23 protein-coding genes are annotated in these 17,851 nt (G+C 61.8%); 20 read left to right on the top strand and 3 right to left on the bottom strand.

Annotated elements, in window-relative coordinates:
* Positions 1-60 precede the first annotated feature (60 nt).
* From B7Y64_RS10180 to B7Y64_RS10105, 16 genes are all read left to right on the top strand, one after another.
* A complete protein-coding gene (locus tag B7Y64_RS10180) occupies positions 61-1,911 on the top strand; it encodes a glutamine--tRNA ligase/YqeY domain fusion protein (protein WP_291328792.1) in 1,851 nt (616 codons plus the stop codon).
* A gap of 55 nt (positions 1,912-1,966) precedes the next feature.
* Entirely contained in the window at positions 1,967-3,046 is a 1,080-nt protein-coding gene (locus tag B7Y64_RS10175; protein ID WP_291326960.1) for a DUF262 domain-containing protein, read from the top strand.
* A complete protein-coding gene (locus B7Y64_RS10170; protein WP_291326962.1) occupies positions 3,043-3,723 on the top strand; it encodes an MAE_28990/MAE_18760 family HEPN-like nuclease in 681 nt (226 codons plus the stop codon). Before B7Y64_RS10175 ends, B7Y64_RS10170 begins: the two co-directional genes overlap by 4 nt.
* 148 nt (positions 3,724-3,871) lie before the next feature.
* Positions 3,872-4,600 (top strand): phospholipase D family protein, encoded by a 729-nt coding sequence (locus B7Y64_RS10165; protein ID WP_291328790.1) that lies wholly within the window; start codon positions 3,872-3,874, stop codon positions 4,598-4,600.
* 21 nt (positions 4,601-4,621) lie between these two features.
* Complete coding sequence (locus B7Y64_RS10160) at positions 4,622-5,149, top strand: zeta toxin family protein (RefSeq protein WP_291328788.1); 528 nt, start codon at positions 4,622-4,624, stop codon at positions 5,147-5,149.
* Positions 5,146-5,364 (top strand): hypothetical protein, encoded by a 219-nt coding sequence (locus B7Y64_RS10155; protein ID WP_291328786.1) that lies wholly within the window; start codon positions 5,146-5,148, stop codon positions 5,362-5,364. The genes B7Y64_RS10160 and B7Y64_RS10155 overlap by 4 nt, the downstream gene beginning before the upstream one ends.
* A 99-nt stretch (positions 5,365-5,463) precedes the next feature.
* On the top strand, positions 5,464-5,754 hold the full coding sequence (locus tag B7Y64_RS10150) for a nucleotidyltransferase family protein (protein WP_024815746.1): 291 nt from the start codon (positions 5,464-5,466) through the stop codon (positions 5,752-5,754).
* A 209-nt stretch (positions 5,755-5,963) separates the two neighbouring features.
* Entirely contained in the window at positions 5,964-6,275 is a 312-nt protein-coding gene (locus tag B7Y64_RS10145; protein ID WP_291328784.1) for a hypothetical protein, read from the top strand.
* A 108-nt stretch (positions 6,276-6,383) separates the two neighbouring features.
* Complete coding sequence (locus B7Y64_RS10140; protein WP_114656805.1) at positions 6,384-6,674, top strand: nucleotidyltransferase domain-containing protein; 291 nt, start codon at positions 6,384-6,386, stop codon at positions 6,672-6,674.
* Positions 6,671-7,021 carry a DUF86 domain-containing protein gene (locus tag B7Y64_RS10135; protein WP_291328781.1) on the top strand — a complete coding sequence of 117 codons (351 nt, stop codon included), beginning with the start codon at positions 6,671-6,673 and terminating at the stop codon, positions 7,019-7,021. The genes B7Y64_RS10140 and B7Y64_RS10135 overlap by 4 nt, the downstream gene beginning before the upstream one ends.
* A 169-nt stretch (positions 7,022-7,190) precedes the next feature.
* Positions 7,191-7,700, top strand: a complete 510-nt coding sequence (locus B7Y64_RS10130; RefSeq protein WP_291324232.1) for a helix-turn-helix transcriptional regulator — start codon at positions 7,191-7,193, stop codon at positions 7,698-7,700.
* Positions 7,690-8,403, top strand: a complete 714-nt coding sequence (locus B7Y64_RS10125; protein WP_291324231.1) for a nucleotidyl transferase AbiEii/AbiGii toxin family protein — start codon at positions 7,690-7,692, stop codon at positions 8,401-8,403. Before B7Y64_RS10130 ends, B7Y64_RS10125 begins: the two co-directional genes overlap by 11 nt.
* Positions 8,404-8,420: 17 nt before the next feature.
* Positions 8,421-8,750, top strand: a complete 330-nt coding sequence (locus tag B7Y64_RS10120; protein ID WP_291324230.1) for a hypothetical protein — start codon at positions 8,421-8,423, stop codon at positions 8,748-8,750.
* 115 nt (positions 8,751-8,865) lie between these two features.
* On the top strand, positions 8,866-9,183 hold the full coding sequence (locus tag B7Y64_RS10115) for a DUF2322 family protein (protein ID WP_114656800.1): 318 nt from the start codon (positions 8,866-8,868) through the stop codon (positions 9,181-9,183).
* Positions 9,184-9,319: 136 nt separating this feature from the next.
* Positions 9,320-9,781 carry an SRPBCC family protein gene (locus tag B7Y64_RS10110; RefSeq protein WP_291324229.1) on the top strand — a complete coding sequence of 154 codons (462 nt, stop codon included), beginning with the start codon at positions 9,320-9,322 and terminating at the stop codon, positions 9,779-9,781.
* 219 nt (positions 9,782-10,000) lie between these two features.
* Positions 10,001-10,249, top strand: a complete 249-nt coding sequence (locus B7Y64_RS10105) for a hypothetical protein (RefSeq protein ID WP_024815754.1) — start codon at positions 10,001-10,003, stop codon at positions 10,247-10,249.
* Between the two features lie 166 nt (positions 10,250-10,415).
* Here B7Y64_RS10105 and B7Y64_RS10100 read toward each other — a convergent pair whose 3' ends face one another.
* Positions 10,416-11,678: a phospholipase D-like domain-containing protein gene (locus tag B7Y64_RS10100; protein WP_291324235.1), complete on the bottom strand. Its 1,263-nt coding sequence runs from the start codon at positions 11,676-11,678 to the stop codon at positions 10,416-10,418.
* Between the two features lie 200 nt (positions 11,679-11,878).
* Here B7Y64_RS10100 and B7Y64_RS10095 point away from each other — a divergent pair, with 200 nt between their 5' ends.
* Positions 11,879-12,799, top strand: a complete 921-nt coding sequence (locus B7Y64_RS10095) for a M23 family metallopeptidase (RefSeq protein WP_291324228.1) — start codon at positions 11,879-11,881, stop codon at positions 12,797-12,799.
* 121 nt (positions 12,800-12,920) lie between these two features.
* On the opposite strand, the gene gltS is transcribed toward B7Y64_RS10095, so the two are convergent.
* Positions 12,921-14,117: a sodium/glutamate symporter gene (gene gltS / locus B7Y64_RS10090; protein WP_291324227.1), complete on the bottom strand. Its 1,197-nt coding sequence runs from the start codon at positions 14,115-14,117 to the stop codon at positions 12,921-12,923.
* A 404-nt stretch (positions 14,118-14,521) separates the two neighbouring features.
* On the opposite strand from gltS, the gene B7Y64_RS10085 reads away from it, so the two are divergent.
* Positions 14,522-15,058 carry a pseudouridine synthase gene (locus B7Y64_RS10085; protein ID WP_291324226.1) on the top strand — a complete coding sequence of 179 codons (537 nt, stop codon included), beginning with the start codon at positions 14,522-14,524 and terminating at the stop codon, positions 15,056-15,058.
* Positions 15,059-15,105: 47 nt separating this feature from the next.
* Here B7Y64_RS10085 and B7Y64_RS10080 read toward each other — a convergent pair whose 3' ends face one another.
* Positions 15,106-15,660: a DUF2242 domain-containing protein gene (locus tag B7Y64_RS10080; protein ID WP_291324225.1), complete on the bottom strand. Its 555-nt coding sequence runs from the start codon at positions 15,658-15,660 to the stop codon at positions 15,106-15,108.
* 274 nt (positions 15,661-15,934) lie between these two features.
* Here B7Y64_RS10080 and B7Y64_RS10075 point away from each other — a divergent pair, with 274 nt between their 5' ends.
* Both B7Y64_RS10075 and B7Y64_RS10070 read left to right on the top strand, forming a co-directional pair.
* The gene (locus B7Y64_RS10075; RefSeq protein ID WP_291324224.1) at positions 15,935-16,855 is read left to right on the top strand and encodes a 2-dehydropantoate 2-reductase; all 921 of its coding nucleotides are present in this window, start codon (positions 15,935-15,937) and stop codon (positions 16,853-16,855) included.
* Positions 16,852-17,259: a VanZ family protein gene (locus B7Y64_RS10070; protein WP_291324223.1), complete on the top strand. Its 408-nt coding sequence runs from the start codon at positions 16,852-16,854 to the stop codon at positions 17,257-17,259. The genes B7Y64_RS10075 and B7Y64_RS10070 overlap by 4 nt, the downstream gene beginning before the upstream one ends.
* The last annotated feature ends 592 nt before the right edge of the window (positions 17,260-17,851 follow it).

Raw genomic sequence — 17,851 nt, 5'->3', positions numbered from 1 at the left:
CCATCTGCGCCCACCTGTGCACGCGCCTTATTTCAACAAGCCGCCCCCTAAAATGGCCGCATGAGCACCCCCACCCCTGCCAACACCACACCCGCCGCCCCAGCGGCAGCCCCCGAAGCCGTCAAACCCAGCAACTTTTTGCGCCAGATCATCGAAGCCGATCTGGACAAAGGCACCTACGCCAGCCGCCACTGGGCCGGCAGCCCCGGCGATGCTGCCCACCACGCAGCGGGCCAGCCCGACCCCGCCAAGATTCGCACCCGCTTCCCGCCCGAGCCCAATGGCTACCTGCACATTGGCCACGCCAAAAGCATCTGCATCAACTTTGGCCTGGCGCGCGACTACGGTGGCGTGTGCCACCTGCGCTTTGACGACACCAACCCCGAAAAAGAAGACACCGAATACGTCAACAGCATCAAGGACGCGGTGCAGTGGTTGGGCTTTGGCTGGAACAACGGCGGCGAAAGCAACCTGTACCAGGCCAGCGACTACTTCGGCTTCATGTACCGCGCGGCCGAATATCTGATCGAAGCCGGCCACGCCTACGTAGACGAGCAAACTGCCGAGCAGATGCGCGTGAACCGCGGCGACTTTGGCAAGCCCGGCGTGGACAGCCCCTTCCGCACCCGCACCCCGGCCGAAAACCTGGCGCGCTTTCGCGAAATGCGCGACGGCAAGCATGAGGACGGCAGCATGGTGCTGCGCGCCAAGATCGACATGGCCAGCCCCAACATCAACATGCGCGACCCGGCCATCTACCGCATTCGCCGCGCCACACACCACAACACGGGCGACACCTGGTGCATCTACCCCATGTACACCTACGCGCACCCCATCGAGGACGCGCTGGAGCAAATCACCCACAGCCTGTGCACGCTGGAGTTTGAAGACCAGCGCCCGTTCTACGACTGGCTTCTGGAGCGTTTGACCGAAGGCGGCCTGCTGGCCAGCCCGCCCCCCCGCCAGTACGAATTTGCGCGCCTGAACCTCACCTATGTCATCACCAGCAAGCGCAAGCTGGCCCAGCTGGTGTACGACCACAAAGTCAGCGGCTGGGACGACCCGCGCATGCCCACCATCGTCGGCCTGCGCCGCCGTGGCTACACCCCCGCCGCCATCCAGACCTTTGCCGACCGCATCGGCGTGACCAAGTCCGACAGCTGGATCGACTACAGCACCCTGGAAGGCTGCCTGCGCGAAGACCTGGAACTGAAGGCCCACCGAGGCATGGCCGTGCTCAACCCCGTCAAACTGGTGCTGACCAACTGGGACGACGTGATGGGCGCAGGCCACCTGGAGCCCTGTACCCTGCCCGCCCTGCCACACGCGCCGCATGGCGCGTCTTCTGGTGCAGCGCCCGAAGGCGTGGAAAGCCCCGAGCGCCACTTCACCATCGGCAAGGAAGTCTGGATCGAACGCGAAGACTTTGAAGAAGTGCCCCCCAAGGGCTACAAGCGTTTGTTCCCCGGCAACAAGGTGCGCCTGAAGGGCGGCTACGTCATCGAATGCACCGGCGCCAACAAAGACGCCGACGGCCACATCACCGAAGTGCTGGCCACCGTGGTGCCCGACACCAAAAGCGGCACCCCCGGCGCCGATACCGTCAAGGTCAAAGCCGCCATCACCTGGGTGGGCGTGGCCGACGGCGTGAACGCCGAAGTGCGTATGTATGACCGCCTGTTCCTGGACGCCCACCCCGACGCGGGCGGCAAGGACTTCATTGAAAGCCTGAACCCGAATAGCCTGAAGGTGGTGACTGCCATCGTGGAGCCGTCACTGGCCAATGCCAAGCCGGACGACAAGTTTCAGTTTGAGCGGCATGGGTATTTTGTGGCGGACCGGGTGGATCACCGGGCGGAGAAGCCGGTGTTTAACTTGGCGGTGGGGTTGAAGGATTCTTGGGGGAAGTGATTTGCTCAGCAGAGAATAAGCCTTCAACATAAAATGAATATATAAAGAGGACAGCATGGACCTAATTGATTCAATCGATAAGAAAATTGGGGAAGTTCGCACGGAGAGCCTCGATCTTTCGGTAGGTGAGATAATTACCCTACATGAGCAAAGCGAGCTGGTAATCCAACCAGACTTTCAAAGACTATTTCGATGGTCATACGAACAACGCTCAAGGCTAATTGAGTCCTTGCTGCTTGAATTGCCGATTCCATCCATTTTTGTAATTGAAAAAGAGTCTGGGGTTTTAGAGCTTATTGATGGCTTACAAAGAATCAGCTCACTACTGCATTTCATAAGCACAAATGGTGTTCCTACCGAATCAGCACCACTTACGCTTGAAGGCTGCGATCTAGTACCAGAACTTAATGGTCTGAAATTCGATGAACTGCCATTGACTTTACGACTAAGGCTTAAAAGAACCGCAATCAGAACGGTTATCATAAAGCGACAGAGCAGTCAATTCTTGAGATATGAGATGTTTAAACGCCTTAACACTGGCGGATCACGACTCTCGGAACAGGATATTAGGAATGTTAACGCCAGAATGATGGGAGACATCGGCTCGAACTTTTACAACACAATATTAAACTGCGCGAATACGCCCCAATTTCAAGCAACTACCGAACTTCTACCGACGAACGCGCTAGAGACTCGCCAAAACGAAGAACTTGTTCTGCGGTACTTTGCCGCAAAGAACTTCAGGTATGGTTTCAAGGGCAATGTTAGTGATTGGCTTGACAACTATATGGAACAGGTCCTAATAGGCGGAGCGCAACTCACTGACAATGACATTAGCACCTTCAACGAAGTCTTCTCAACGTTAGCGGAAAAATTTGGCCAATACGCTTTCGTGAAGTACAGGAACGGGTCGCCAGTTGGGGGAGTAGCGCCAGCCTACTTTGAAGCAGTGACCATGGGTGCTCTAAATAGCCTCGACCAACTCAAAGCTATGAATCCTGATGACGCACGCCGGGCGCTTGCATCGTCAGTGGAGTCTGAAGAATTTAGAAAGGTAACTGGACCTGGAGCAAATTCTCTGCCAAAACTTGAGAAGCGAATTCAGCTCATCCAGACTGCCTTCTCAGAAATATGAGCACCTTCGCAGGACTTTTTATTAAACAGATTGAAGACGATCTGTCTTGGCGCGAAGCCGAGTTAGCCATCCTGCGAAAAGAGGTCATAAGTTCGACGCCAGGAACACCAAAACACATTACGTTTCTGCGAACAAACTTGGCCATGATCTATGCGCATTACGAAGGGTTCTGCAAATTCGCAATTAGTGTTTATATCGACGCACTTGAAAAAAGAAATACAAAACGGATTGATCTGAAGTGGAAACTTGCCTCTGCATCACTTTTTGAGCTTGTTTGCAGCCTCAAAGATGAGAAAGAGACAGCTGATTTTTTGAAAAGATTTCTAAATGAATTCGACTCTGCGCTCGAGCAGAGTGCAACCTTTCCACGTCCCGACAATATCGCCAATCTTTGGCCGGACCTTCTGATCTCGTGGCTGGATCGCTTAGATCTTAGTCATAATAACGTAAGCGAGAACTCGACACAGCTTGACAGCCTAGTAAGCAATCGGAACCATATTGCCCATGGGAAAAAACTTACGATTTCGACGCTTCCCCAGCTTGACGAGTATGCGCATGCCGCAAAAATCGCTATGCACGAGGTCGCTATCGGAATAGCTGACGCGCTCGAGAAACAGCTCTACTTAAGGAAAAGTCGAGCAATGACAATTTTTGGTCATGCGACGGATAAAGAATAGCCTAGCAAATGCTTCCAAGGGTCGGGGAGCTTGTTTCGCCGGAAGGCGCCGGCAGCTTAGCTTGGTCTTTCCCTCTAATTTATTGATGATCACAGTCAGTTGGCATCAATAAGCCATAAGCGTTCTTTTTCATGGAAGATCAACATCAATGGCGAAATTTCTTTCGACAACCGGCACCAATTACCACCTTGAAGAACTCATCAAGAGTGCGTCAGATCGCTTGATTCTGATCAGCCCCTTCCTCAAGCTCAACGACCGAATGAAGGAGCTGCTGGCCGATAAAAACCGTCTGAAAATCGACGTCCGTATCGTGTACGGCAAAAGCGAATTGCAGCCGCAAGAGATTGAATGGCTGCGCGGCCTGACCTACATTCGCACCAGCTTCTGCAAGAACTTGCATGCCAAGTGCTACATGAATGAAGAGATGTGCATCATCACCAGCCTGAATCTGTACGAATTCAGCCAGGTGAACAACAACGAGATGGGCATCCTGATTCAGCGCAGCGACGATGGGCAGCTCTACAAAGACGCTTATGAAGAGGCGCAGCGCATCATTCGCATCAGCGATGAAGTGCGCATTTCTCTGGAGCGTGTGGCCAGCAGCGAGCCCGAACCTGCGGCAACGCCTGCCGCGGAAGCCTCTGGCATCGACAGTGACTCATCCACCGGCGACAAGATTCCATCGTCCAAGCTGGCCCAGAAATTTGGACTGAAGACGGCTCAACTGCTGGAGCGAGCCACCGAACTGGGCTACCTCTCGCAGCAGGGGGACAAACATGCGCTCACGGCGAAGGGTGAGCAGGCGGGGGTGGAGTTTGTCGCCAAGTCCCGTTTTGGCCCTTACTTTCTGTGGCCGCAGGATCTGGCCTTGAACTGACCCGCAGGACGTGCCCCATCCATGATTCAAACCCAGCCTCGCGCCATCATCATTGCGGGCCCCAACGGCGCCGGTAAAACCACCTTCGCACGCGAGTTTCTACCCGCAGAGGCTCACTGCCCAGTATTCGTCAATGCAGACCTGATTGCGGCGGGGTTGTCACCCTTCGCGCCCGAAGTCGCCGCCATCAAGGCGGGGCGCATCATGCTGGCGGAAATAGACGACCACGTTGCCCATCGGCGCAGCTTTGCGTTGGAAACGACCCTGTCCGGGCGGGCTTATGCAGCGAAGGTGCTGCACTGGCGATCACTTGGCTACCACGTCAGCTTGTATTTTCTGCAGCTGCCAACCGCTGAAATGGCCATTGAGCGGGTGCGGTTGCGAGTAGCCCAGGGCGGACATAACATCCCGGACGATGTGGTTCGGCGGCGTTTTAAAGCCGGGCTGAACCAGCTTGAAATGACCTACAAGCCCATCGTCAACGCCTGGTTTCTGTACAACAACCAGCATCACCAACCCGTGCTACTGGCCAAAGGAGTTAATCCATGAGCGCCATTCCCATACCCACTCCCATCCTCGACCCTGCCCAAGCGGCACTGGCGGCCCTTTCACGCGCGGGGTTGCGCGCAGCCGAAGAGGCTCAGCGAGCCAACACCTACATGGTGGTGGAGGAAAACGGCAAAGTGCTGCATGAAAGCCCGCAGGAGTATTTGCGTAAGCGCCAGCAACAGACAACGCCGTCCACCACCAAGAACAACGATTGAAACAGAAATTGCTATTTATTTAATAGCTATTAGCGTAATATTCAAAGGTGCCAGAGGCCGATTTGATTCAAGACATGCAGCACCGCTAAACGCCAAGCTATGCGCCCGTCAGAAGCCCTATTTCGGTACCGATCACAAATCCGCGAGATCGCACTGCGCCACCGCGTCAGCAGTGTGCGGGTGTTTGGCTCGGCGCTGCATGGAGACGACACGGCCGACAGCGACCTGAATCTGTTGGTGGAGCCCACCGCGCAAACCACGTTGATGGACATTGGCGCGATTCGGTTTGAACTGAAGCAGTTGCTGGGCATGGAGGTGGATGTGCTCACGCCCAACAGCCTGCCCGCCGCCTTTCGGGACCAGGTGTTGCGCGAGGCGATGGCCGTATGAGCCGGGCGCACCCGCTCCGGGTGTGATTGCCAAGGTACAAGCTGCCGCCCAGCGCACATGGGCACCCGGTTGCTGGAGCCAGCACAAACGGGGGCGGAGCCGGGAGACGCCATTTAGAACACTCCTGTTTTGATAGCTGCTTGCGCTTACCTATCATGCGCAATAGGCCGATTTCATCCAAAGAACTGCCGCACCACCAAAGCCCATCGATGACGCCTCCGTTCACCCCCACCTACACCCACGTACCGCCCGGCCCGGTGGCAGGCCCCTTGCAGTTGTTGCCAATCAACGCCGGGGTGGTGTCAGTGCACACGGCCGATGGCGCGCATGTGGGCTCACTCAAGCAGGTGGGCGGGGTCTGGAAGTTCAAGGCCATGGGCTACAGCGCTGCCGGTGGCATGGAGCCGGGCCACGGCCCGCTGACCGAGCAGCACAACATGCAGTTCACCACACCCGATGTCGCCGAGGTGAGCGCGCGGTTGCTGGGGGCGCTGGCGGGCACACCGGGGTCATTGCCTTGATTCCTTGCATACCCAGTTTGCTTCTATTTTTATAGCTGCTTGCGCAATAGTCATGAGCTCAGGAGGCCGATTTTTCACAAAATGGCCTGCTCCGCTAAACTTCCACCCATGCGCCCTTCCCAAGCCCTCAGCCAGCACCGTGAAGCCGTCTGCCGTGCCGCAGCGCGCTACCACGCGGCCAACCCTCGGGTGTTTGGTTCTGCTCTGCGTGGGGACGATGGCGACGGCAGCGATCTGGACCTGTTGGTGGACACACTGCCCGGAACCACGTTGCTGGATCTGGGTGGCCTGCAGGACGAACTGCAGGAGTTGCTGGGCGTGCCGGTCGATGTGCTCACCCTCAAGGACCTGCCCGCCAAGTTCCGCGATACCGTCGCCCAGGAAGCCCGGCCTGTATGACCGTGAACAGGCTGGCGGATTATCTGGACCCCATGCGCCAAGCCATTGCCGACGCGCAGTCGTTCACCGAAGGCATGGCCCAGGCGGACTTCGAGCAAGACAGGCGCACCCAGCAGGCGGTGGTCATGAGCCTGATCGTTCTGGGGGAAGCGGCCACCAAGGTGATGGATCAGCATTCCGCCTTTGCAGCCGAGCACAACCACATTCCTTGGCGCAGCATGCGCGGCATGCGCAACCGCATTGCCCATGGCTACTTTGAGATCAACCTCGAAGTGGTTTGGGACACGGTTCAAACCGCCTTGCCGGTTTTGAAAACTCAGCTCGACGCCTTGCCGTTGTCCATTTGATCTGACGCCGCCGAGCGCAACCGCTTTTCGGAGCAGCACAACATGCCGCTCGCAACGCCAGATGCCGTAAAGGTGAGTGCTCGGATTGCTGGGTGCGCTGGCGTTGGATTTTTCAAAAAGCGTTTCTCATATTTGACAAAATTACGCTTTTGCAAATAATGAGAAACAAATGCCGTCACCCGCACCCCTTACCCCCGAGCATTGCGCCGCCCAGCTTCAAGCCTTGGGCGCACAGATTCGTGCCCAGCGCAAGGCGCTGCGGCTGAGCGCGACAGTGACCGCCGAGGCAGCGGGCCTGTCGCGGGTGACGCTGCACCGCATCGAGAAAGGCGAGCCGTCGGTCACCATGGGTGCGTGGTGCAACGCCATGGCGGCGCTGGGCATGGGGCTGCAGGCAATACCCGTCGCAGCCGATACAGCAAAGCCAGCACCCGACCGCACCGTCTGGATTCCGGCCCGGGTTCCGCTGGCCGACTACCCGCAGTTGCGTGCGCTGGCCTGGCAGGTGCACGGCACCGACACCCTCACGCCCGCAGAGGCCTTGGGCATTTACGAACGCAATGCGCGGCACCTCGACATGCAGGCCATGTCTGCCAACGAACTGGCCCTGCTGCAGGCATTGCGGCTGGCCCTGCCGCCCAGTGCCAAAACCGACACCGGGGCCAGCGATGCAGTTTGAGCGCCCCCACCACCAGCGCATTGCGCATGTGCTGCAGGCACTGAACGGGGACACGCTGCGCCAGCATGGCTGCCTGTTTGGCGGAGGCACCTGCATTGCGCTGCGCCATGGCGAATACCGCGAGTCGGTGGACATTGATTTTCTGGTGTCTGACGCGGCGGGTTACCGCGAGCTGCGGCAACTGCTCACAGGCCCCGACGGGCTGGCTGCCATCACCCACGCGCACGCGCAGCCACTGGAGGCATTGCGTGAGATAAGGGCCGACCAGTACGGCATACGCACCCAGGTGCAGATGGATGGGCAGCCGATCAAGCTGGAAATCGTGCGCGAGGCCCGCATTGCTTTGGAGCCCCCGGTGGCCGATGACACGCTGTGCGGCGTGAGCACGCTGACGCGGCTGGATCTGGCCACATCCAAGCTGCTGGCCAATTCCGACCGCCAGGCTGACGACGGCGTGTTCAGCCGCGACGTGATTGACCTGGCCATGATGGACCTGCCCCTGCCCGCGCTACGCGCCGCGCTGGCCAAGGCGGCAGAGGCTTATGGCCCCTCGGTGGCGCGCGACCTGGGCAAGGCGATAGACCGGTTGCAGACCCGCACCGGCTGGCTGGAGCGCTGCATGCAGGCCATGGCGATGCAGATGCCCAAGGCGGTGCTGTGGCAAAAGGTGCGCGCCCTGCGGCGCGTTCTGCCCGAGGTTTGAAAAGACTGACAAGCCCCATGCGCCGCCGCAAACCCCACCACCACGTTTACGTGGTCGAACTCTCCAAGGACGTGCTAAACGAGCCGCGCTTTCGCAAGTGCAACCCCGGCTACGTGGAAGGCAAGCCCTGCGTGTACGTGGGCATGACGGGCCTGGACCCGGATGTGCGGTTTGACAAGCACAAGGCGGGCATTCAGGCCAACCGGTTTGTGACGCAATATGGTCTGCGCCTGCTGCCTGACTTGTACGATGGCTTCAACCCCATGGGCTACGAAGAGGCGGTGGACCGGAAGATCGAGATGGGCATTGACCTGCGCTCGGCAGGGTTTGGGGTGTGGCAGGCGTGATGCGTTTACCCCGCTCATCCTTTAACATCAAGGTTTACTCATATTTTCATAGCTGCTTGCGCTTATCCAATAAGCGCTAGAGGCAAATTTCATTCAAACTTTCATCACCATCACCATGAACTTTGCAGACCGCCTCAAGCAACTTCCCTCCGCCAGCCACCTTGCCGCCCTGCAATTGCTGGGCGCGGACGGCCAGGTGCTCGCCACCATCGAGAACAAGCCCGGCCAGACGGGATCGCTGGTGGTGTATGCCGCGCTGGCGGCGCTGTATGGCGGCAGCATCACGCCTGCGGCGGCCAGCCTGGGGCTGGAGTGGTATGCCGAGCATGTGGCCGATGCGCGGGCTTTCCCCGGCAAGCACCCCAACATCGACCGGCTGCTGGCGTGGGCGCAGGGCACCGAGAGCTACCGCGCCCAGCCCGTGGCCGCGTGATGGCCAGGTGGCGGAGGGTGCTCTTTTGGTTACAGGGTGTCGAACACGCCCCGGTTCATTCGTCGTAAAAAGGTGGGCGGTTTGTCGCTGCGCGTGCGGTCACCCGCACCGCTTTCCACCTGAAAGGACACCGACCATGACCACCACCGGCCCCTCCACGGGCACCGTCACCCTGCACCGCGTGCTGCGCGCGCCGCCCGAGCGGGTGTACCGCGCGTTTCTCGACCCCGACGCCATGGCCAAATGGCTGCCGCCGCACGGGTTTACGGGCCGGGTGCTGAGCCTGGACGCACGCGTGGGCGGCAGTTATCGCATGCAGTTCACCAACCTGGGCAGCGGCGCCGTCCATGCTTTTGGCGGCGAGTATGTCGAGCTGGTGCCGGGTGAGCGCATCGTGCACACCGACCGGTTTGACGACCCCCACCTGCCGGGCGAGGTGCTCACCACGGTCACGTTCAAGGCCGCGTCGGTGGGCACCGAGCTGGCGGTGGTGCAGGCGGGCATTCCGGCTGTCATCCCCACCGAGGCGTGCTATCTGGGCTGGCAAGAGTCGCTGCAGTTGCTGGCGCTGCTGGTCGAGGCGGAAATTCCGGGCTGACACCTGCTGTGGCCGGCTTGCGCCCAGCGCGCGTGCAATGGTGTGGCCCAGTGCGAACGCGGAGGTGTGCGGCAGACGGGTGCAACGCACCATCGCGAGGGCTGACGAGCTTCTTTAGCTATTTTTTCCATAGCTGTTCGCGCTTATCCCTTCTGCGCAAAGTGCCCGTTTGCCATCAAATTGGGTTACCCTCGCCGCCTTATCCTCAAGGAACCCGCCATGAAAAAACTCAACGTCACCATCCAGCTTGAAATGTCCGTGCCGGACGACTGGGAACTGGTAGGAACGTCCGAAGGCACGCCGGTGCTCAAGTTGCCCAATGGCGTGTTCATGGACGTGGCCATCGAGCCGCTGTTTGCCAGCGATCCCGAGGAAACCTGGAGCAGCACCGATGACGACGATGTGCTCAACGACATTCTGGACATGGTGGAGAGCGAGGCGGTGACTTACGAGTTCATCACGCACTGAGTGTGGCGCGGTGGTGGTCATGGCCACTCAAGTAGCCATGGCCATGCCGTGACAAGCACTGCGTGCGCTGCAGCGCACGTGTTTCAGGCTGCACGCAGGCACATCAATCGCTATATTTTATATAGCACATTGCGCTTATCCAGCGTGCGCTAGCGCCGTATTTGACTCAAAGTTGCGACCGCAGCCAGCCGGTCAGCTTTTCGTGCGCCTTCTCGCGCAGCGGCCGGTTGAGCCATTCTTCGTAGGTTACGCGGCGCGATCTTTTGAGGTCGTCTTCAAACACCTCGGTCTGCCGCTTGGCAAACGCGGCGTCGTACACGTTCAGGTTGGCCTCGTCGTTCAGGCGGAATGAGCGGTTGTCGAAGTTGGTGGAGCCCACCGACACCAGCAACTGGTCCACGATCATGACCTTGCAGTGGTACATGGTGGGCTGGTATTCATAAATCAGCGCGCCCGCCTGCAGCAGCGGGCCCCAGGTGGCGCGGGATGCGGCTTTCACGGTGTCGGTGTCGGTGTGCTCGCCGGGGGTGATGAAGCGCACGCGCACGCCGCGCGCCAGGGCGTCCATCAGGTGTTTCTGGGTCAGTTCGTCGGGCACGAAATACGCCACCGACAGGTCGATGCTGCGCTCGGCCGCCGTAATGGCCAGGTGGTACATGAGTTGCATGCTCTCGCTGCCGCTCGATGGCGAGCTGGAGAACATCTGCGCCTTTTGCGCACCGGCGGGCGCAATGGGCGGGAAATACAGCTCGCCATGCAGCACCTTGCCGGTGACCTTGAGCCAGTTGTCCAGAAAGGTGGCCTGCATCTGCGCCACCACGGGGCCGCGCACCAGGTAGTGCGAGTCGCGCCAGTGGTCGGGGTCTTGGGCGTTGCCCATCCAATGGGGGGCAATGCCCACGCCGCCGGTAAAGCCCACCTGCCCGTCCACCACCAGCAGCTTGCGGTGGGTGCGGTTGTTCAGGCGGGCCAGGTTGTACCAGTGGGGTTTGTGGAATTTTTCGATCTGCACCCCGGCCTCTTTCATCTCGGTCAGGTAGCTTTCGTCCATCTTGGCGCTGCCCACCCAGTCGAGCAGCACATGCACGCGCACACCGGTGCGGGCGCGCTCGCTCAGGGCGTCGGCAAACTGCTTGCCGATATCGCCCGACCAGTAGATGTAGGTTTCAAAGGTGATGCTTTTTTTTGCGCCCTGGATGGCGGCCAGCATGGGCGGAAAAATCTGGTCGCCGTTGAGCAGCTCGGTCACCCCGTTGCCGCCCACGATGCCAGGGCCCAGCAGGCTGCCCAGCGCGCGCTCGAAATCCGGGCTGGCGGTGCTGTACAGGCGTGGCAGTTGTTGCTGTACCTTTTTTTCGCCCGCGGTGAAGTTGAGCGCTAGCAACACAAGGGCGCCCGTGGCCAGGGCGGTCAATACAACGGTGAGCATGGTGGAACGGCGGCGGCCCGCTGCTTTTTGCATGGGGCGATTGTGGGCGGCGCCTGCGCGGCGCGATGTAGGCGAACGCCGCCAACGAAAGCGCGTGGTTATGCGGCATGGCGGCCCGCTGCAGCGGCACAATGGCAGGCTGCCGTGGGGCCTGGGTGCGCTGCACCGGGGCCCTGCGCCCTTGTTTTTTTGCTTTACCCATGTCTGCCACCGCCGTGCCCGCACCAGCCCCTCACCCCACCGCCCTGCCTCTCTTCACCCGCCGCGCCGCATTGCTGGGCGCGGGCGGCCTGCTAGCACTGCCGGCCCTGGGCCGCGATGCAAAGCCGCAACCCGCAGCCCCCACGGTGTGGCCCCAAGCGCTGGCGGTACCTGGCGGCGTGGTGCGCCTGTCGCTGGGCCCGGCGGCCACGCGCCCGGTGGCGCAGGCGCGCCAGGGCCATGCCGATGTGCCGGTGCTCGTGCTGGGCGATGCCATCGAATGGACCGCCGTGGTGGGCATACCGCTGGCGGCGATGCCGGGCGATGCGCACATCACCGTGGCCACCGCCGATGGCGGCACCCGGCAGGTGGCCTACACCGTGGCGCCCAAGCAGTACAAAGAGCAGCACCTGAAAGTGTCGCCACGCACGGTGGACCTGTCGCCCCAGGACCAGGCCCGCTTTGAGCGCGAGCGCGACCACCAGGCGCAGGTGATGGCCACGTTCAGCGAGCAGCCCGCGGGCGGTGCGCTGCAGTCGCTGCGCATGCAGGTGCCGGTGCCGGGGCGGCGCTCCAGCTCGTTCGGGCTGCGGCGGGTGTTCAACGGCCAGCCGCGCAATCCGCACAGCGGCATGGACATTGCCGCCGCCACGGGCACGCCCATCGTGGCGCCGCTGCCGGGCAAGGTGATTGACGTGGGCGACTACTTCTTCAACGGGGGCACCGTGTGGCTGGACCATGGCCAAGGCCTGCTCAGCATGTATTGCCACCTGAGCAGCATGGATGTGCGCGTGGGCGATGTGTTGAAAGCGGGCGAGGCGTTTTGCAAGGTGGGCGCCACCGGCCGCGTGACGGGCCCGCACCTGCACTGGGGCGTGATGCTGAACCGCACCATGGTGGACCCCGCATTGTTTTTGTAGCCCCCCTGAGGCGCTGCGCGCCTTCCCCCCAGGGGGACGCCACCCTCACTGCGGGGCGGCCCTTGTTCGGCGGCCCTCGCCCAGGCCACGCCCGCCTCCCAGGCTGCGCGACTGCACGGCGCTACTTCAAGTAGTTCATGAACCCGGTGATGATCACCGCGTTGAAGAAGTCGATGAACAGCGAGCCCACCAGCGGGATCACGAAAAACGCCTTGACCGACGGGCCATTGACGGCCGTAAAGGCCTGCATGTTGGCCATGGCGTTGGGCGTGGCGCCCATGCCAAAGCCGCAGTGGCCAGCGGCAATGACGGCAGCGTCGTAGTCGCCGCCCACCACGCGGAAGGTGACGAAGTAGGCATACACAAACATCAGCACGGTCTGCGCCAGCAGAATCACCAGCAGCGGCCCGGCCACCTCGGCCAGCTCCCACAGCTTCATCGACATGAGCGCCATGGCCAGAAAGAACGCCAGCGACACATTGCCCACCACCTCGAACTGGCGCAGTGGCAGCTCTGCATCGCGCCAGTCGATGATGTTGCGCACCACGGCGGCCACCAGCATGGGCCCCAGGTACGAAGGCAGCGTGATGCCCATGCCTTTGAGCCAGTTGACCAGCAGCGTGCCCGCGCCAATGGACACGGTGATCAGGATGCTGGCATACATCACCGTGTCGCCGGTGAGTGCGGATGACGGTGCCTGCAAGAGGGTGGCATCAGGCTTCACGCCCGCGGCTACCCCGGTGGGGTGCAAACCGTTGCGGCGCATGAGCAGCGTGCCCAGCGGGCCGCCAATCACGCAGCCGGACACCAGGCCGTAGGTGGCCGCCGCAATGGCAGCGGGCAGCGCACCCGCGGCGCCCGCCTGCTCCAGCAGCGGGCCAAATGCTGCCGATGTGCCATGCCCGCCCGTGAGCGAGATGGACCCCGCCGCCACGCCAATCAGCGGATGCACACCCAGCGCGGCCGCCAGCCCGGCGCCCAGCAGGTTTTGCAACACCACCAGCCCTACGGCAGCTGCCAGAAAAAGCGCCACGCCCACGCCGCCTTTTTTCAAGAGCTCAAAGCTGGCCGAAAAGCCGATGGTGGTGAAAAACACCAGCAGCAAAAACGCGCGCATGTTGTCGTAAAACTCGAACGCAAACAAGCCCGTCTGGTGGCCCACCAGCGCAATGACCGAAAACGCCAGCCCGCCGATGATGGGGCCTGGGATGAAGTAGCGCGCGAGCACATCCACGCGTTTTTTGATGAACTCACCTACCACCAGCAAGATGGCGGCGATGCCGATGGTTTGGGCGATGTCAAGCTGGATGGTGACCATGGGGGTGTCTCCTTGATTCCTTGGTGGGGGTCAGGCAACACATGCCAGAATAATTCGCTATTGAATAAATAGCAGCAAGCACAAGCGCCAGTAGCGCTGGATTGCAATTTTACCCTTTGAACTACGCCCGATCGTCCGACCCGGCGTTGAAAAAATATCCGGCGCTGGCCTGTGGCGCCCGCACGTTGAATCGCTAAAGACGGCAAGCGCAGTGACTGCCGGAATCGAGAAAGCGGCTGCGGATGGCGCCGATCTGGCAGCATCAATTCACCGGCATCGATGCACTCCGGCACGCGGCGTGCAGCAGCTATGCTCGGCAGCCCGCACACCGCGCCGCTCACTGCACCACTTGGTAAGCAGCTTGTTGCGCGACTCAACACACCCACCCCGTCAACCAAACGCCCATGACCGCCTGCCTGATCCGCTTCAACAAGCCCTATGGCGTGCTCAGCCAGTTCACGGCCGAGGGCAAATGGCAGGGCCTGAAGGACTACATCGATCTGCCCGGCGTGTATGTGGCCGGGCGGCTGGATGCCGACAGCGAGGGCCTGCTCTTGCTGACCAACGACGGCAAGCTGCAGGCCCGCATTGCCGACCCGCGCTTCAAGATGGAAAAAACCTACTGGGTGCAGGTAGAAGGCATACCGGACGAAACCGCGCTGGCCGCGCTGCGCAGCGGCGTGCAGCTCAACGACGGCCCCACGCTGCCGGCCCGCGCGCGCCTGCTGGAGCCCCCGCCTGCCGTGTGGGAGCGCAACCCGCCCATCCGCGAGCGCAGGGCCATCCCCACGGCGTGGATCGAGCTGGTTATCCGCGAGGGCCGCAACCGCCAGGTGCGCCGCATGACGGCCGCCGTGGGCCACCCCACGCTGCGGCTCATTCGCGCGGCCATCGGGCCGCACACGCTGGAGGGATTGGCGCCGGGCGACTGGGCCGACTGAAATGGCTTGAATGAGGCGGGGGCTGGACGAATCTCACCCCGCACGCACTATTCCACCGCCCCCTCACCCATGACCAGGTAGCGGCTGACGAGCTCAAAAAAACTGTCGTAAAAACCATCCGAAGCAATGGTCTCGCTGCCCACCTTGATCAGGGCTTCGTCCGTGGCCAGCAAGGGCAACGACAGCGAACCCACGCCGCCCACGCCCAGGCTGGCGGAGTTATTGGTTTTTTTGAGGGTGTAGCGGTCTTGCAGCGCGGTCACAAATCCCAGGCTCACCTTGCCGTTGGCGCTTTCGGGCACGCACACCACCCGAATCATCACCTGCAGGTGGGCGTCGGCCTCGGGCTGAAAGTTCTTGCGGCCTTCCACCATTTCGGGCACATGGGTGTTGATGATGTAGCCTTGGCTGAGCAGCGCACGCCGGGCGGCCTCGCAGGTTTGCGCGGGCGCGGCGTCGAACAGGCGCGAATAGGTGGCCACCGAACCAAAACTCTCTTGGGGCGAATACACCTTGGCTGGCGCGGAGCAACCGGCCAACAGGGCAACAACGCCCAACCCGGCCCAAAGGCACAGGGCGGCTCTCAAAGTACGGCGCCCCATGGGCGCAGTTTCAGCAGCGTGAAAAGAGGTGCGCTGGGGCATCCAGGAAAGACTCAAAGCCGGGCACTCCTCGGGGTGAAATTTTTCGCGGGCATCGCATGATCATGCCACTGGGCATCTGACCACAAAGGGGGTGGCCGGTTCCCCGGCGGGCCATGCGGTGGGCACGGGCATCGCACAATGGCGCCTTTGCCCGAAAACGGGCTGGCTGCGACGGCAGGGCGGTGCTCAGCCTGCCACCAGCGCCCGCCGGGCTTGAGACAAAGGTTGTTCCATGAAAATTGCCGTGATGGGCGCGGGTGCCGTGGGCTGCTACTACGGCGGCATGCTGGCGCGCGCAGGCCACGAGGTCACCGTGGTTGCCCGCGCGCACCATGCCGAGGCCATCAACGCCAGCGGCCTGCTGCTTGAAACGCAGGCCTTCACTGAACGGGTGCGCGTGGCCGCCAGCACCGATGCCAGCGCCGCAGATGGCGTGCAATGGGTGCTTTTTTGCGTCAAATCCACCGACACCGAGAGCGCGGGCCGCGCGCTGGCCCCGCACCTGGCCGAGGGCGCTGTGGTGCTCAGCCTGCAAAACGGCGTGGACAACGCCGAGCGCCTGCAGGCGACCATTGGCCACCCCGTCATCCCGGCCGTGGTGTATGTGGCTACCGAGATGGCGGGGCCGGGCCATGTGCGGCACCACGGGCGCGGCGAGCTGGTGATTGCGCCATCGCCCGCCAGCGCAGACATCGCCGCCACCCTGGGCTCAGCGGGCGTACCCGTGCAGGTGTCCGACAACGTGGCCAGCGCGCTGTGGGCCAAGCTGGTGCTCAACTGCGCCTACAACGCCTTGTCGGCCATCACCCGGCCGCCCTATGGCGAGATCATGAACAGCCCCGGCCTGGCCGTGCCCCAGGTGATGCAAGACATCGTGCACGAGTGCCAGCGCGTAGCGCAGGCCAGCGGCATCGCTCTGCCGGCGGACACCCTTGACGCCGTGCTGCACCTGGCGGCCACCATGCCTGGGCAAATGTCGTCCACCGCGCAAGACCTGGCGCGCGGCAAGCGCAGCGAGATCGACCACCTCAATGGCTACATCGTGCGCCGGGGCGAGGCGCTGGGCATTGCCACACCCGTCAACCGGCTGCTGCACACGCTGGTGCGTCTGCTGGAGCGCCACCTGCCCGCGCAGGCAGGCGGTGCCGCATGAGGGCCGCAGTGCACATGCTGCGCCAGCAGCAACGGGTTCTGGTGTGGGGGTTCTGGGCGCTGGCGCTGTGCGTGGCGGTGCTGTCGCTGATGCCCACCAACTATTTGCCGGCACAGGTCTTCAGCCTGTGGGACAAGGCCCAGCACGCGCTGGCCTTCACCGCACTGGCCTCGCTGGGGCTGCTGGCCTATCCGCGCCAGCCCTGGCGCGTGGCCATCGCCCTGCTGGCCTTTGGCGGCGCCATCGAACTGGCGCAGGCCGCCACCGGCTGGCGCTATGGCGAATGGAGCGACTGGCTGGCCGACGCAGTGGGCCTGGCAGCCGGCAGCGCACTGGCCGCACACCCCCGGCGCCTGATCGCCCTGCCCGCCCAGCCCACAGCGCAGACACCAACGCCGCGCTGACGCCCCGCCAGCACCCCCGTCCAGGCGCCTCCGCCCGCCAGTTCCCCTGGGTTGACCGCTGCGTCACCCAGCCCTTTGTCTACACCCCTGGGGCGGCCTGCATCGCTGCCTGCAGTCTGTGATGGCGCGGTCTCGCGCAGTCTTCTGCGTTGCTTTTGTTGCCAACATCCCAGCCATTGGCTGCAAAAAGACGCCTGGTGGCCCCGTCCGATCCGTACCACCATCGACGCGCAAGGGTTGTGCAGGCCATCCCTTGCAGGTTATGCCCGCCCCATGTGCAACACCCTGTGGATAAGCCCCTGAAGAAGCCGCGCCACCCGCACCACCACTGGCTTTGCGGGCGATGCCGCATTTTTAGGCAAGCAGGGTGAATGGCGCACCAGAAACCCGTGCAAACCCAGAATCAGCGGCGCCCAATCGCTATTACTTTAATAGCTACTCGCGCTTTATACATAAGGACAAAAGCCGTATTTGACGTTAAATTACGCCCTCTACTCCCATCCTCGGCCGGCGCCCCAGGCGATCTGCCTGGCGGCACGCCCGGGCAGTGCCATTGGGTTATGCCCAGCACCTGTGGGCTGGTCTGTGGAAA

Source organism: Acidovorax sp. 35-64-16, from assembly GCF_002281195.1.
GTDB classification, from domain to species: Bacteria; Pseudomonadota; Gammaproteobacteria; order Burkholderiales; family Burkholderiaceae_C; genus Acidovorax; species Acidovorax defluvii.
The sequence above is the reverse complement of the archived record's forward strand: the minus strand, read 5'-3'. Positions and strand labels throughout refer to the sequence as shown.

Bases quoted from the DNA above. Each gene is read 5' to 3' on its own strand.
- B7Y64_RS10180 (WP_291328792.1), top strand. From the start codon at position 61: ATGAGCACCCCCACCCCTGCCAACACCACACCCGCCGCCCCAGCGGCA.
- B7Y64_RS10175 (WP_291326960.1), top strand. From the start codon at position 1,967: ATGGACCTAATTGATTCAATCGATAAGAAAATTGGGGAAGTTCGCACG.
- B7Y64_RS10170 (WP_291326962.1), top strand. From the start codon at position 3,043: ATGAGCACCTTCGCAGGACTTTTTATTAAACAGATTGAAGACGATCTG.
- B7Y64_RS10165 (WP_291328790.1), top strand. From the start codon at position 3,872: ATGGCGAAATTTCTTTCGACAACCGGCACCAATTACCACCTTGAAGAA.
- B7Y64_RS10160 (WP_291328788.1), top strand. From the start codon at position 4,622: ATGATTCAAACCCAGCCTCGCGCCATCATCATTGCGGGCCCCAACGGC.
- B7Y64_RS10155 (WP_291328786.1), top strand. From the start codon at position 5,146: ATGAGCGCCATTCCCATACCCACTCCCATCCTCGACCCTGCCCAAGCG.
- B7Y64_RS10150 (WP_024815746.1), top strand. From the start codon at position 5,464: ATGCGCCCGTCAGAAGCCCTATTTCGGTACCGATCACAAATCCGCGAG.
- B7Y64_RS10145 (WP_291328784.1), top strand. From the start codon at position 5,964: ATGACGCCTCCGTTCACCCCCACCTACACCCACGTACCGCCCGGCCCG.
- B7Y64_RS10140 (WP_114656805.1), top strand. From the start codon at position 6,384: ATGCGCCCTTCCCAAGCCCTCAGCCAGCACCGTGAAGCCGTCTGCCGT.
- B7Y64_RS10135 (WP_291328781.1), top strand. From the start codon at position 6,671: ATGACCGTGAACAGGCTGGCGGATTATCTGGACCCCATGCGCCAAGCC.
- B7Y64_RS10130 (WP_291324232.1), top strand. From the start codon at position 7,191: ATGCCGTCACCCGCACCCCTTACCCCCGAGCATTGCGCCGCCCAGCTT.
- B7Y64_RS10125 (WP_291324231.1), top strand. From the start codon at position 7,690: ATGCAGTTTGAGCGCCCCCACCACCAGCGCATTGCGCATGTGCTGCAG.
- B7Y64_RS10120 (WP_291324230.1), top strand. From the start codon at position 8,421: ATGCGCCGCCGCAAACCCCACCACCACGTTTACGTGGTCGAACTCTCC.
- B7Y64_RS10115 (WP_114656800.1), top strand. From the start codon at position 8,866: ATGAACTTTGCAGACCGCCTCAAGCAACTTCCCTCCGCCAGCCACCTT.
- B7Y64_RS10110 (WP_291324229.1), top strand. From the start codon at position 9,320: ATGACCACCACCGGCCCCTCCACGGGCACCGTCACCCTGCACCGCGTG.
- B7Y64_RS10105 (WP_024815754.1), top strand. From the start codon at position 10,001: ATGAAAAAACTCAACGTCACCATCCAGCTTGAAATGTCCGTGCCGGAC.
- B7Y64_RS10100 (WP_291324235.1), bottom strand. From the start codon at position 11,678: ATGCTCACCGTTGTATTGACCGCCCTGGCCACGGGCGCCCTTGTGTTG.
- B7Y64_RS10095 (WP_291324228.1), top strand. From the start codon at position 11,879: ATGTCTGCCACCGCCGTGCCCGCACCAGCCCCTCACCCCACCGCCCTG.
- gltS (WP_291324227.1), bottom strand. From the start codon at position 14,117: ATGGTCACCATCCAGCTTGACATCGCCCAAACCATCGGCATCGCCGCC.
- B7Y64_RS10085 (WP_291324226.1), top strand. From the start codon at position 14,522: ATGACCGCCTGCCTGATCCGCTTCAACAAGCCCTATGGCGTGCTCAGC.
- B7Y64_RS10080 (WP_291324225.1), bottom strand. From the start codon at position 15,660: ATGGGGCGCCGTACTTTGAGAGCCGCCCTGTGCCTTTGGGCCGGGTTG.
- B7Y64_RS10075 (WP_291324224.1), top strand. From the start codon at position 15,935: ATGAAAATTGCCGTGATGGGCGCGGGTGCCGTGGGCTGCTACTACGGC.
- B7Y64_RS10070 (WP_291324223.1), top strand. From the start codon at position 16,852: ATGAGGGCCGCAGTGCACATGCTGCGCCAGCAGCAACGGGTTCTGGTG.